This is a genomic window from Noviluteimonas lactosilytica, from assembly GCF_020866925.1.
GTDB lineage: Bacteria > Pseudomonadota > Gammaproteobacteria > Xanthomonadales > Xanthomonadaceae > Noviluteimonas > Noviluteimonas lactosilytica.
In genome coordinates, this window is the sequence record NZ_JAJGAK010000001.1 from 1804071 (window position 1) to 1818019 (window position 13949).

10 protein-coding genes are annotated in these 13949 nt (G+C 68.6%); 4 read left to right on the forward strand and 6 right to left on the reverse strand.

What is annotated here, in order from left to right; genetic code table 11:
• Positions 1-90 precede the first annotated feature (90 nt).
• Both trxA and rho read left to right on the forward strand, forming a co-directional pair.
• Positions 91-417 (forward strand): thioredoxin TrxA, encoded by a 327-nt coding sequence (gene trxA / locus LK996_RS08655; protein WP_230526697.1) that lies wholly within the window; start codon positions 91-93, stop codon positions 415-417.
• Positions 418-658: 241 nt separating this feature from the next.
• Positions 659-2326, forward strand: a complete 1668-nt coding sequence (rho, locus tag LK996_RS08660; protein WP_230526698.1) for a transcription termination factor Rho — start codon at positions 659-661, stop codon at positions 2324-2326.
• Positions 2327-2425: 99 nt separating this feature from the next.
• Here rho and LK996_RS08665 read toward each other — a convergent pair whose 3' ends face one another.
• Complete coding sequence (locus LK996_RS08665) at positions 2426-3154, reverse strand: DUF3800 domain-containing protein (protein WP_230526699.1); 729 nt, start codon at positions 3152-3154, stop codon at positions 2426-2428.
• A gap of 94 nt (positions 3155-3248) precedes the next feature.
• The gene (locus LK996_RS08670; RefSeq protein ID WP_230526700.1) at positions 3249-4055 is read right to left on the reverse strand and encodes an energy transducer TonB; all 807 of its coding nucleotides are present in this window, start codon (positions 4053-4055) and stop codon (positions 3249-3251) included.
• Between the two features lie 67 nt (positions 4056-4122).
• Here LK996_RS08670 and LK996_RS08675 point away from each other — a divergent pair, with 67 nt between their 5' ends.
• Positions 4123-6003: a monovalent cation:proton antiporter-2 (CPA2) family protein gene (locus tag LK996_RS08675; protein ID WP_425493722.1), complete on the forward strand. Its 1881-nt coding sequence runs from the start codon at positions 4123-4125 to the stop codon at positions 6001-6003.
• Positions 6004-6136: 133 nt separating this feature from the next.
• On the opposite strand, the gene LK996_RS08680 is transcribed toward LK996_RS08675, so the two are convergent.
• The 4 genes from LK996_RS08680 to LK996_RS08695 all read right to left on the reverse strand — a co-directional run bounded on the left by LK996_RS08680 (position 6137) and on the right by LK996_RS08695 (position 12159).
• Positions 6137-9433, reverse strand: coding sequence for an ankyrin repeat domain-containing protein (locus tag LK996_RS08680; RefSeq protein WP_230526701.1), 3297 nt, complete (start codon positions 9431-9433; stop codon positions 6137-6139).
• Complete coding sequence (locus LK996_RS08685; protein WP_230526702.1) at positions 9426-9695, reverse strand: YcgL domain-containing protein; 270 nt, start codon at positions 9693-9695, stop codon at positions 9426-9428. The genes LK996_RS08680 and LK996_RS08685 overlap by 8 nt, the downstream gene beginning before the upstream one ends.
• A gap of 62 nt (positions 9696-9757) precedes the next feature.
• Positions 9758-10768: a cytochrome d ubiquinol oxidase subunit II gene (gene cydB / locus LK996_RS08690; protein WP_230526703.1), complete on the reverse strand. Its 1011-nt coding sequence runs from the start codon at positions 10766-10768 to the stop codon at positions 9758-9760.
• Positions 10768-12159 (reverse strand): cytochrome ubiquinol oxidase subunit I, encoded by a 1392-nt coding sequence (locus tag LK996_RS08695; protein WP_230526704.1) that lies wholly within the window; start codon positions 12157-12159, stop codon positions 10768-10770. Before LK996_RS08695 ends, cydB begins: the two co-directional genes overlap by 1 nt.
• Before the next feature lie 141 nt (positions 12160-12300).
• Here LK996_RS08695 and LK996_RS08700 point away from each other — a divergent pair, with 141 nt between their 5' ends.
• Positions 12301-13887: an FAD-dependent oxidoreductase gene (locus LK996_RS08700; RefSeq protein ID WP_230526705.1), complete on the forward strand. Its 1587-nt coding sequence runs from the start codon at positions 12301-12303 to the stop codon at positions 13885-13887.
• Positions 13888-13949: the final 62 nt, after the last annotated feature.

Genomic DNA, 13949 nt, shown 5'->3' on the forward strand with positions numbered 1-13949 from the left:
GTGCGGGGCGGGGCTTGAAGCCGCGCCGGAAGCGCCCAAGTCTAGCAGCAGCCCGCGGACCCCCGCGGCTTTCCTTCACGAGGACGCACCATGAACGACAACGTCATCCACGCCACCGACGCCGATTTCGACTCCCAGGTGCTCAACGCCGACGGTCCGGTGCTGGTGGACTTCTGGGCGACGTGGTGCGGGCCCTGCAAGATGATCGCCCCCGCGCTCGACGAACTGGCCGCCAGCTATGCCGGTCGCGCCAAGGTGGTGAAGGTCGACATCGACCAGAACCGCAACACCGCCCTGAAGTACCACGTGCGCTCGATCCCGACCCTGCTGCTGTTCAAGGGCGGCCAGGTCCAGGCGACCCAGATCGGCGCGGTCGGCAAGGCGCAGCTGGCGCAGATGCTCGACAAGGCGCTCTGATCGCCCCACACGCTGACTGGCCCGCAGGCCGGCAACACCCGGCGGCGCGCCTTCGCGCCGCCGACACCTTCGCAATTCCACACTACCCGGTGTCGCGGCACGCTTGCCGCCGCGCCGGGGCAGTGCTAGTTTTCATCGAACCCGGCGCTGCACTGCGTGCGCCGCACCCTTCTGAAACCCTCTTTTCCGTAAACCCGCTCGCGCAACCGCGAGCGCTCGCCGCTTAGCGAGGATCCCCAGCTTGTCCGATAACAACACCGAATCCGGCGAAGTCGCCGGCAAGCGCGTGCGTAAGCCGCGCGCCGCCGCCAGCACCGACGCCGCAGCCACCGCGGTCGCCACCCCGCCCGCACCGCCCGCGCCTGTCGAAGCCGCGCCCCCGCCGCCCCCGGCCCCCGCGCCGCAGGCCGACGCCGGCGGCGGCGATCGCAGCGACCAGGGCGGCGGCGGCCAGGAATCGCAGGAGGGCGGCCAGCGCAACGAGCAGCGCTTCGGCAACAACCGCCGCGACCGCTTCCGCAACCGCCGCGAGCGCCAGCGCGAGCGCTACCGCGAAGACGGCATGCCGCAGGACAACGGCGGCGAACAACAGAACTACCCGCAGCAGCAGAACCGCCCGCTGCCCAGCGTCCCCGAAGGGTTCCCGCAGTACTCCCTCAGCGACCTCAAGGGCATGCCCGCGCCGAAGCTGCTGGAGATCGCGGAACAGCTGAACATCTCCGAGGGCGTCGCCCGCGCCCGCAAGCAGGACGTGATCTTCGCCCTGCTGAAGGTGCTGACCCGCCACGGTGAAGGCGTTGCCGCCGACGGCGTGCTCGAAATCCTCCCCGACGGTTTCGGTTTCCTCCGCGCGGCCGAGGCGAGCTACCTCGCCGGTCCGGACGACACCTACATCTCGCCGAGCCAGATCCGCCGCTTCAACCTGCGCACCGGCGATCACCTGTCGGGCCGCATCCGCTTCCCGAAGGACGGCGAACGCTACTTCGCCCTGTCGGTGGTCGACACGATCAACGGCGAACCGCTCGAAGCGTCGAAGAACAAGGTCCTGTTCGAAAACCTGACGCCGCTCTTCCCGCGTCGCCGCTTCACGCTCGAGCGCGGCAACGGCAGTACCGAGGACATCGCGGGCCGCATCCTCGATCTCATGGCCCCGCAAGGCAAGGGCCAGCGCGCGCTGATCGTCTCGCCGCCGAAGGCGGGCAAGACGATGATGCTGCAGCAGGTCGCCACCGCGATCACGACCAACCATCCGGACGTGCACCTCATCGTGCTGCTCATCGACGAGCGCCCGGAAGAAGTCACCGAAATGCAGCGCACCGTGCGTGGCGAAGTGATCTCGTCGACCTTCGACGAACCCGCCGCCCGCCACGTGCAGGTCGCCGAAATGGTGATCGAACGCGCCAAGCGCCTCGTCGAGCACAAGAAGGATGTCGTCATCCTGCTCGACTCGATCACCCGCCTGGCCCGCGCGTACAACAACGTCGTCCCGAGCTCCGGCAAGGTGCTCACCGGCGGCGTCGACGCCAACGCGCTGCACCGCCCGAAGCGTTTCTTCGGCGCGGCGCGCAACGTCGAGGAAGGCGGTTCGCTGACCATCATCGCCACCGCGCTGGTCGAGACCGGCTCGAAGATGGACGAGGTGATCTACGAAGAGTTCAAGGGCACCGGCAACTCGGAAGTGCACCTCAACCGCCGCATCACCGAAAAGCGCGTCTACCCGGCGATCGACATCAACCGTTCGGGCACGCGCCGCGAAGACCTGCTCATCGAACCGGACCTGCTGCAGAAGATCTGGATCCTGCGCAAGCTCCTCCACCCGATGGACGAGATCGCCGCGATGGAATTCCTGCTCGACAAGATGAAGAACACGAAGTCGAACGACGAGTTCTTCGCCTCGATGAAGCGCTGATCTTTCTCGCGCAACGGCGCAGCCCGGAAAACGGGTTGCGCACCCGCGTGAAGCAAGCGCATCATCGCTGCAAGTGGGTTGGGGGTTCCCGGCCGGCGTCTAGCCTCGGCGTTTTCGCCGGGGCTTTTCGCTTTCTGGAGGCGGGAAACGCTTGTCGGCCAAGACGCCCAATGCGCGGTTCGGCTGCCCGGGCCGAAACACGGCGATGCCGAGCGGACGCGCGACGAGATCGGCGATCTGAAGGCCCGGCGAATTGATTTTCTTGTCCGCAAAGACCAACTCGAAGGGCAGCGACGCTCCCCAACGGTTCGCGCCGTTGCAGATACCGCGGAAAGCCTCCCCCAAGCTTCGGTCTTCCTTCGCGCCCCGGCATTCGACGACCACGTGGGTGACCCTTGTTTCGCTCGAGCGTTCGTCGATGAATTCGTGCAGCGATTCCAGGCACGTGCGGAGCGCGAGGGTGTATGGGTTGTTCTTCTCGCGCTGTCGGCCTGCGAGCCTGCGCTTGTCGATGACGCCACTGATCAGCGTGAAGTTGCCTGAGTCGATGATGTCCGTCAGTTCAGCGAGGAACGCCTGCTTGTGCAGTCGATCGTCGAACCGGAACGCCCCCTTTTCCTTGCGTATGTCGTGCTCGTGCAGCACGACGGCATCGTGCCCGAAGTGGCGAAACTTGAAGGCCTCGATCGAAGGGGCGAGTTTCGCCACGTAGTGCGCCTTGCGGAACACGCAGAAGGCCAGCGCGAAGATCGGATATTCCGGGTCGATACGCTCGACCCCATGATCACCGCTCTCGTCGACGTAGACGATGTAATCGCCGAATCGCATTGGCCAGCGCCCATGGGTGAGCCCCGGATGCTAATGGTCGGCGCGGGTCGCAACCATGCGCGCGCGACCATTCGGACGGAGGAAACGCCTCGCGTCAGAGCATCTTGCCGACGACGTCCGACTGCAGCGTCACCGGCTCGTCGCGCATGGCGAAGGCGCTGCCCGACGCCAGCGTCGCGACATCGGGCATCTTCGGTTGGTCGTCCGCCGGGAGCCACGGGATCCGCTTCATCTCGCGGAAGAGGTGGTCGTCCGCGTCGTCCGCCGCACCACCGGATCCTGCGATTCGATAGTGGATCGGCAGGAAGTAGGTGTCGTCCGCCTCTTCGCCGTAGGCGAGCTCGGCGGGGCGGAACTTGGACTTCCGTACAGCCTTCCTGATCTCGTCGCCGATCATGTTGCGGCGGACCGGATCGATCTGCTTGCCGCGCGTGTTGGCGATCGAGACGACCAGGGCGTCGGCCACGTTGCCTTCGGCGTCGAGTCGCAAGGCGACGAGCACGTCCATGCGCGTGTTGAGTTGCGGCAGGACGATGCGTGCATTCCGCGCGCGTGCCTGCGCGAATGCCAGGCGCGTGACGCGCAGCTTGTAACCGCCTTCGACCGGAACGCCTTCCAGGTCCAGCGTCATCGCCGTTCGCACGGGCGTGGGAACGCCGTCGCGCAGGACCGGTTCGAAGCGCCAGTGCTTCACGGCCGCTTCGACGATCGGCTTGAGTTGCGCCGGTGTTTGCTCGTCGACCGTCGCGCGATCGACCGTGCCGTCGGCTGCGAGGTAGAGATCGCCCATGACCTGCACGGTCTTCCTGTCGGGCGCCTGCGCGAACGCGAGGCCTGCCGCGAGCACGGCGAGTGCGCAAAGCCCGCCCATCACCCTTGAAATCCGGTCGAATCGACGCATCCCTGTTTCCCCATCGGGGTCATCCCCCCGTCCGGGCGATCCTACATAATCGGACGAGGAGGTGGTCATGCACGGTGGCGGGCTCGAACTGGCGTTGGTGTTCCTGCTGGCCGCGGTGGTCGCGGTGCCGGTGTTCCGGCGCTTCGGGCTGGGCGCGGTGCTCGGCTATCTCGCGGCGGGCGTCGTGCTCGGTCCCTTCGGGTTGCGGGTGATCCGCGATGTCGAACCGGTGCTGGCCGCCAGCGAAATCGGCGTCGTGATGCTGCTGTTCGTGATCGGCCTGGAGTTGTCGCCTGCGCGCCTGTCGGTGATGCGCAAGCCGGTGTTCGGCGCCGGCGGGTTGCAGATGCTGGTCACCGGCATCGCGCTCGCGGGCATCCTGCTCATCCGCAACCTCGAATGGGCGGCCGCGATCGTGATCGGTCTCGGCATGGCGTTCTCTTCGACGGCGGTCGGCCTGCAGCTGCTCGCCGAACGCAAGACGCTGACCTCCGGGCATGGGCGCCTCGCCTTCGCGATCCTGTTGTTCCAGGATCTCGCGGCGATCCCGCTGCTCGCCGCGATCCCGCTGCTCGGCGGCGCGCATGCGGCCGAAGAAGGGATCTCGTGGCTCGCGGTCGGCAAGGCGATCGGTGCGATCGCGGCGGTGGTGATCGGTGGCCGGCTGTTGCTGCGCCACCTGTTCCGTTTCGTCGCGCGCATCGACATGCCGGAAGTGTTCACCGCCACGGCGCTGCTCACCGTGCTCGGCGCGGCGTGGTTCATGCAGCTCGCGGGCCTGACGATGGGCCTCGGCGCGTTCCTCGCCGGCGTGCTGCTCGCCGATTCGGAATTCCGCCACGAACTCGAAGCGCAGATCAAACCGTTCGAGGGCCTGCTGCTCGGCCTGTTCTTCATCGCCGTCGGCATGACGATCGATATCGCGGCGGTGCGTTCGGATCCGTGGTTCGTGTGGGCGGGCGTGACCTTGCTGATGTCGGTGAAGTTCGCGCTGCTGTACGGGATCGGCCGGCTCGCGGGCGGGTTGCAAACGCGCGATGCGTTGCTGCTCGCGTGCACGCTCGCGCTGGGCGGCGAGTTTGCGTTCGTCGTGTTCGGCGATGCGTTGCGCGCGGGGCTGATCACGCCGGAACTGCGTGGGCATCTCGTCGCGATCGTCGGTGTGTCGATGGCGCTCACGCCGCCGCTGTACATCGCGATGTCGCGGTGGCTGTCGATGAAGAAGGCGCCCGAACCCGAGAAGTTCGACAAGATCGAATTCGACGAAGAACCGAGGGTGCTGATCGCCGGCATGGGCCGTTTCGGCCAGGTGATCGCGCGCCTGCTGGCGGCCCAGCGCATCCCGTTCCTGGCGATCGAACACAGCCAGGAGCAGGTGGAGTTCATGCGCCGCTTCGGCAGCAAGATCTTCTACGGCGATCCGGCGAACTCCGAGTTGCTGCGCTCCGCGGGCGCGCAGCACGTGAGCGTGTTCGTCATCGCGATCGACGACGTCGAATCGAGCCTGCGCACCGTGCGCACCATCCGCCGCCTGTATCCCGAAGCCACGGTGTTCGCGCGCGCGCGCAATCGCCGGCACGCGTGGGAGTTGATGGACCTCGGCGCGAAAGTCGTGCGCGAGACATTCCATTCGAGCCTGGTGATGGGCGAGCGCGTGCTGGTGAAACTGGGCCTGGAACCCGAAGCCGCCGCCTCGCGCGCACGCGCCTTCCGCAAGCACGACGAAGCGCTGCTGCGCCAGCAATACCTCGTGCAGGACGACGACCAGGCGATCCTGCAGACCGTGCAGCAATCGCGCATCGAACTCGAAGCGTTGTTCGGCGCCGACCGCGGCGAAGGCGTGCTCGGCGGCCTCGGCGACCCGCGCGCCGAAGGTCGCGCGACGGCGGCGGACGAAGGCGCGATGACGTCGGAAGACGAAGCCTCGATCCGGCCCGGCGACGCTTGAACCCCAACCCGGTGCACCTGAATGTGTAACAGCCCCTCTTAGTAAGAGGGGCGCGCGTCAGCGCGGGAGATTGGCATGCAACCCCTTGTCCGAAGTTTGCGCAGCAAACTTCGGCTTCCTGAGAGTGCCGCGCTTAGCGCGGCTCTCTCAGGAATCGCGCCATCGAGACGCCACCGGGCGTCGCGGGCACGAATTCCGCCGCAACATCCACGAACCCGCGCATCACCGCGATCTCGCGCGCGCTGCGGTTCAAGCCATCGCGCAGGTCGGGATCCGCACCCGCGCGCAGCAAGCGCTGCACGACCTGCAACAGGCCGTGCAACGCGGCGAGATGCAGCGGGCCGAAGCCGCGCGGATCGCGCGCATCGAGGGCGACGGTTTCGTCGAGCAGGCGTTCCAGGCCGGCGAGCACGACGTCTTCGTCGCACGCCGTGCCGGGTTCCGCGCGCGCGCCGAGCAACAACAGCAGCGGCGTCACGCCGCCGGCCGCGGGCTGGTCGGCTTCCGCGCCGGCGAGCAGCAACGTATCGAGCAACGCGACGAGGCGAGGGCGTTCGCGCGCGGTGAATCCGTAGAGCGCGGCGCAATGCAGCGGCGCGAGGCCCTGCGCGTCGCCCGCGTGCACGTCGGCGCCCGCGGTCAGCAGGCGCGCGACGAGATCGGGCAGGCCGAGCGCGGCCGCGAGCATCAACACGGTGACGTCGCCCGGCAGGCGCTGTTCGAGCGGCGCGCCCGCGGCGAGCAGGCGTTCGACGATGTCGACCTGGCGCATGCTCACCGCCGCCGACAACGGCGTCGCGCCGGAACGCGCGGCAAGTTTCGGATCCGCGCCGCGTTCGAGCAGCAGGTCGACCACCGCGCGATGACCGCCGCCGGCCGCGCGCAGCAGCGCGGTGCAACCCTGCGAATCCGTCGCATCGACGGCCAGGCCGAGGTCGAGCAGGCGACGCACCGCATCGGCTTCGCCGACGATCGCGGCGGACGGCAAGTCCGCCGCGACGAGCGGACGACCCGGCAACGGCCAGCCGCGCCAATCGAGCCAATCGGCGAGGTCGCGCCGGCCCGACGACAACGCGACACCGAGCGGCGTCTGTCCGTCGGCGGCACGCATGTCGGGATCGGCGCCGTGCGCGATCAGCGCCTTCAACGCCGATTCGCGACCGAGCGCGGCGGCGAGATGCAGCGCCGTCATGCCGTGCGAATCGCGCGCATCGAGGTCGACGCCCTGCGCGACGAGGCGTTCGACGACGCGCAACCATCCCAGGCGCACCGCGAGCGCGAGCGGCGGATCGCCCGCGGAGGAAGGCGTGAACGCATCGGCGCCGCGTTCGAGCAGGTCGATCGCGAGCAGTTCGAGGCCGCGGCCCGCGTGGTCGCTCGCGACGCATGATGCGAGGAAACGCGCGAGGCCGCCGGCGCCCGCGGGCGACACCGCGCGGCGCAGCAGCGCCTGCACCGCGGCAGCCGCCACCGGGCCTTGCGCGAGCAACGCGAACATCGCGTTGTCTTCGAACCCTTCGCGCACGTCGGGATCGGCGCCTTGCGCGAGCAACCAGTCGATGCGCGCGGTGACGTTCGCCGGTGCGTTGGGACCGGCGAGCGGAATCTCGCGCAACTCCGCACCTAGTTCGCGCGGCGACAGCAACCCGATGACGGTGTGCATGTCGTCGAAGCGACCCTCGCGGATCGCATCGCGCAACAGCGCGACCGGTGCGCGATCGACCTGGGTCGTCGCCGTGCCTGCGTCCATCACGGCGGCGGGCAGGGGATACGCCGGATCGAGCACGGCCACGATCGTCCAGCGACCGGCCGACGCGGCGTGTTCGGCGGCGCGGCGGCCATCGTTGTCTGCGCGCGCGGGATCCAGTCCCAGTTCGAGCAGGCGGCGCACGAGCGCAGCCGACGCGTTGTCCGCGGTGCTCGCGAGCATCAGCGCATCGCGACCGTCGTGGTCGGCGATCGCGAAGTCGGGGCGATGCGGCAGCAGGCGTTCGAGCACTTCGAGGTGGCCGCCGCGCGCGGCGTCGAGCCACGGCGTGCGGCCGTCGATGTCGCGCGCATGCACGTCGGCGCCCGCGGCGAGCAATGCGTCGACGATCTCGACGTGGCCGCAGCGCGCGGCTTCGTGCAATGCGCCGCGACCGCGCGCGTCGCGCGCATCGGCCTTCGCCTTGTGGCGGAGCAGGAGCTGCACGCCGGCGACGTCGTCTTCCTCGGTGCCGGCGGCGGCGAGCAACGCGGGCGCCGCGCCGGTCAGCTCGGGCTTCGCACCGCGTTCGAGCAGGAAGCGCGCGAGGCGCCAGTTGCCGGCCTGGCAAGCGATGCCGAGCGGCGTGATGCCGTCGCGGTTGATCGGATCGATGTCGGCGGCCGCATCGCGCAGCAATGCGGCGACGCCCGGATCGGAACTGCGCGCGGCGTGATGCAGCGGGGTGTTGCCGTCGTTGTCGGCGACGCGCGGGTCGGCGCCGTTCGCGAGCAGCGTCATCACTGCTTCGGGCCGGCCGTGCCAACTGTCGCGCGTCGCGGCGAGCAGCGGTGCCATGCCGCCGTGCGCCGCATTCACATCGACGCCGTGCTGGATCAGCGTGCGCAGCAATCGCAGGTCCGGGAGGATCGCGGCCAGCATCGGCAGCGTGCGCTGGTCGCGTTCGTCGACGGGCGGCAGCGCGTGCGGGTTCGCGCCCATGTCGAGCAGCGACATCGCGCGATCGACGCGGCCACCGCGCGCGGCGGCGTAGAGCGCAACGTCGAGGTCGTCCTCGGTGGAAGACATCGCATCGGCGACGTCCGCTTCCGGTTCCATCGCCGCGAGCAGGGATTCGATGGGCAGCGGCGTCGCGGCGGGCACGCGTTGCAGCAGCGCGTGCAACACCGGTGCGAGCACGGCCAGCGCGATGACCATCGGCCAGCGCAAACCGTCGGCCACGAGGCCGGGCCACGCGAGCGCGAGCACCGCGCCGATCAGCGTGGCGACGATCGCCGCGACGCCGAGGCCGCGCCACGCCCACGCTTCGACTTCCGACAATGCGCGCCACAACGCGGCGAGTGCGCCGCCTTCGCGTTCGAGCGTGTGCCAGGTCGGCCACGTCTGCCACAGCACGAGCAACACGATGCCGGCCACGATGCTCAGGCCGATCACCGCCGAAAGACTGCCGGTTTCGCGCAGCGCCGCGAGCGGCCAGGCCACCAGCGCGCCGACCGCGATCACGCCGACGACCCACGTCGCGGCGAGCGCCGCCGCATCGCGCGGCCACTTGCCCGACGTGCGCGTGCCGCGCCACCACGAGACCGCGAGCGCGAACGCGGGTTGCGCGACTGCACCGGCCAACGCGGCCGGCCACGCATCGATCGCGAGCAGCAAGGTCAGTGCGATGCCCGCCAAGGCCGCGCCGCCGATCCGGCCCCAGGGGCGCGTCGGATCAGGCATCGGTGCCCCAGTCCTCGGTCATCGGATCCAGGCGGGTCGGCGGGAATTGCACATGGAACCCGCGCGAGGCGAGGTTGTTGCGCACCACCTCGGGATCGGCCTGCGCGAGCTTGCGATCGGGCGTCAGCGCGACCTCGAGGACGAACTGCAGTTTGCCGAGTTGCGTGAGCAGCGGCGGCGGCAGCCGCGCGAAATCATCGCGCTGGGCCAGATACACGTACGTGTCGGCCTGCCGGAGGCTCTTGTAGACGTAGGCTTGCATCGCGGACTCGGCGGGATTCGCCGCGATTGTGTCGGAAACATCGGTGTGACGAAACCCACAGTTCAGTGGTAGCCGGCATCCGCCGACACCTTTCCGCGAAACACCGAGTACGACCAGTACGTGTAGCCGAGGATCGCGGGCAGCAGCACCAGCAGCCCCGCGCCCACGAAAATCTGCGAGGACTGCGCTGCCGACGCCTCCCAGATCGTCATCGACGGCGGCACGATGTTCGGCCACAGCCCGAGCACCAGGCCCGCGAAGCCCAGCGCGAAGAATGTGAGGGCGAGGATGAATGGCGCGCCGTCGCGCCCTTCACGCATCGCCGCGCGCCACAACGCGAATGCGTTGACGAGCGCGAGCAGCGGCACCGGCGAGAGCCACCAGAAATTCCCGCCCTCGAACCAGCGCGCCATGATCCGCGAGTCGAGGAACGGCAGCCACGCGCTGACCAGCCCCATGAACGCGACCACGACCAGCACCAGCGGCCGCGTCAGCACGCGCGCGATGGCCTGCAGCCGGCCTTCGGTCTTCAGGATCAGCCACGTAGACCCGAGCAGCGCATAGCCGAACACCACCGACACGCCCGTCAGCATCGAGAACGGGCTGAACCATCCGAACGCACCGCCGACGTACTTGCCTTCCTGCAACGGCATGCCTTCGACCAGCGCGCCGAGGATCACGCCCTGCGCGAACGCCGCGAACATCGACCCGAGCGCGAACGCCGCCCCCCACCACGGCTTGCCGCGCTTCTGCGCCTTGAACCGGAATTCGAACGCGACGCCGCGGAACACGAGTGCGATCAGCATCAGCAACACCGGCAGGTACAGCGCCGACAGCACCGTCGCATACGCCTTCGGGAACGCCGCGAGCAGGCCCACGCCGCCGAGCACGAGCCAGGTTTCGTTGCCGTCCCAGATGGGCGCGGCGGTATTCATCATGTGGTCGAGCTGGTGCTCGTCCTCCGCGAACGGCGCGAGGATGCCGAGGCCGAGCACGAAACCGTCGAGCAGCACGTACATCAGCACGCCGAAACCGATCACGCCGAACCACGCCACGGGCAGCCAGTACTCCATCACACGGCCTCCTTGTTGCCGACCGACAGCGGCCGCGCGGGCGTCTTGTCGCCGGCTTCGGTGTCGGGTGCGGGTTCGTGCGCCGCCGGGCCCTTGATCACCAGGCGCGTGAGATACCAGATGCCGGCGCCGAACACGATCGCGTACACGACGGCGAAGGTGATCAGCGACGTCCACACCGTGCTCGCCGCGAGCGTCGGCGTCAGCGCATTCGCGGTGCGCAGCGCGCCGTACACGACCCACGGCTGGCGCCCGATTTCCGCGACCCACCAGCCCGACAGCATCGCGATGAAGCCCGCGGGCAACATCCAGTTCCACCCGCGCAGCAACCACTTCGATTCGAACAACCACCCGCGCCGCAACGCGAACAACGACACGAGCGTGAGCACCAGCATCAACGTGCCGATGCCGACCATCACCCGGAACGCGTAGAACACCGGCGCGACCGGTGGACGATCGTCGGGGTGGAACGCCACGAGCGGCGTGATCTGTCCGTCGAGCGTGTGCGTGAGCACCAGGCTGCCCAGCTTCGGCAGCGCGATCTCGTAGTCGTTGTGCTGCGCGGCTTCATTGGGAATGCCGAAAATCACGAGCGGCACGCCGCCCGGTTCCTCGCGCCAATGCCCTTCGACCGCGGCGAGCTTCGCCGGCTGGTGCTCGCCCATGTTCAGGCCGTGCTGGTCGCCGACGAAGACCTGCGCCGGCACCGCGATCGCGGCGAACAGCACCGCGAGTCGCAGCATCCGCTTAGCTTCCTCGACGTGCGCGCCACGCCGCAGATACCACGCCGATACCCCGCCGATCACGAAACACGTCGTGATGAACGCCGCGAGCACCATGTGCGAAAGGCGATACGGGAACGAGGGATTGAAGATGATCGCCCACCAGTCGGCGGGCTGGAACACGCCCTGCGCATCGATCACGTGCCCCTGCGGCGTCTGCATCCAGCTGTTCGCCGCGATGATCCAGAACGTCGAGAGCAGCGTGCCGAGCGCGACCATGCACGTGGCGAGGAAATGCAGTTGCGGCTTCACCCGCTTGAGCCCGAACAGCATCACGCCGAGGAACGTGGCTTCGAGGAAGAACGCGGTGAGCACTTCGTAGGAGAGCAGCGGGCCGAGGATGTTGCCGGCGCGTTCGCTGAGCACCGACCAGTTCGTGCCGAACTGGAAGCTCATCACGATGCCGCTCACCACGCCCATGCCGAAGGACACCGCGAAGATCTTCAGCCAGAACTTGTAGATCTCCAGCCACATCCCGTCGCGCGTGCGCAGCCAGCGCCATTCGAGGAAGGCGAGCCAGCTCGCCAGGCCGATGGTGAAAGAGGGAAACAGGATGTGGAAAGAAATGACGAACCCGAACTGGATCCGCGACAGCAGCAGAGCATCCACGTGCCAGTGCCCTCCGCGACGCGCTGTGGGGGGACGACTGCGCCGCGCGGCGTAGTGTGCGCCTGTCGCGTTCAACTTGCATCACGACGCGCGTTTCACCCGTTCGGGCGCAGGCCCGGGCTGCGCGAAAGGATGGCCGCGATGAACGAGACGATCTCGAACCGCGATGGCGCCAGTACTTCCCTGTGGATGGCGACGGCCGACGCGCCGGTGTTCGCACCCCTCGATGCCGATGCGCATGCGCGCGTGGTGATCGTGGGTGCAGGGATCGCGGGATTGACCACGGCGTGGCGCCTCGCGCGAGCGGGCATCGATGTCGTGGTGCTGGAAGAACACGACCTGCACGGCGGCCAGACCGCGCGCACCACCGGTCATCTTTGCGACGCGCTCGACGATCGCTACTACGATCTCGAACACCTGCATGGCGAACATGGCGCGCGGCTGGCCGCGCACAGCCACGGCGTCGCAGTCGACACGATCGAACACATCTGCCAGGAGGAACGCATCGCCTGCGGCTTCCAGCGTTGCGACGGGTTCCTCGTGCGTGGCGAAGGCGACGGGGATGCGGACGTACTGGATCGCGAATTCGAAGCCGCGCGCCGCGCCGGACTGCAAGTCGAACGCATGGCGGCGCCGCCGGGCGCGATGCGGCGCTTCGGCCCCGCGTTGCGCTTCCCGCGCCAGGCGCGCTTCCACGCGCTCGAATACACCGCGGGCCTCGCGCGCGCGATCGCGCAGCTCGGCGGGCGCATCCACACGCATTCGCGCGTCGTCGACGTCGACGGCGGCGCGAACGCAGGCGCGACGCTCGGCAACGGCGCACGCGTGCAGGCCGAGCATGTCGTCGTCGCGACCAACGTGCCGTTCAACGATCGCCTCGCCATCCATACGAAGCAGGCGGCGTATCGCACGTATGTTGTCGCGCTGCGCCTGGATCCGGGCTCCGTGCCCGACGCCTTGCTGTGGGACACGCTCGATCCCTACCACTACGTGCGCATCGCGCATGCGCGCAACGGCACGTGGTTGCTCGTCGGCGGCGAAGATCGCAAGACCGGGCAGGACGACGCGCCGCTCGTGCATTACGAAGTGCTCGAATCCTGGGCGCGCGAACATTTCCCGATGGCGCTCGACCTCGGTTATCGCTGGTCGGGGCAGGTGCTCGAAACGATCGACGGGCTCGGCTTCCTCGGCCGTAACCCGGGTTTCGCGCACAACGTGTATGTCGCCACCGGCGATTCGGGTAACGGCCTCACGCACGGCACGATCGCGGGCCTGATCGTCGCCGACCTCATCGTCGACGGCGAATCGCCGTGGCGCGCGCTGTATGCACCGAATCGCCGCACCCTGCGCGCGGCCGACACCTACCTCAAAGAGAACCTCAACTTCGTCCCGTATTACGGCGACTGGGTGAGCGCTGGCGAAATCGAAGGCCTCGATCTGCTGCAGGCAGGAGAGGGCGCGGTGTTGCGGCGCGGGTTGCACAAGATCGCCGCGTTCCGCGATGACGGTGGCGAACTGCACCTGCACACCGCGACATGCCCGCACCTGGGTTGCGTCGTGCACTTCAACGAAGCCGAGCGCAGTTGGGACTGCCCGTGCCACGGCTCGCGCTTCGATGCGCGCGACGGCAGCCGGCTCAACGGGCCGGCGATGCACGGCCTCGCGGCGGTCGACGTCCCGGTACAAGCACCCGAAACCGCGCACGATCGCCCGTCGGTCCGCATGTAACGACGCTTCCGCATGACCTTCGGCCCGGTCGCCGGTGGGCCGGGCTGGTACCCTGCGCGCTT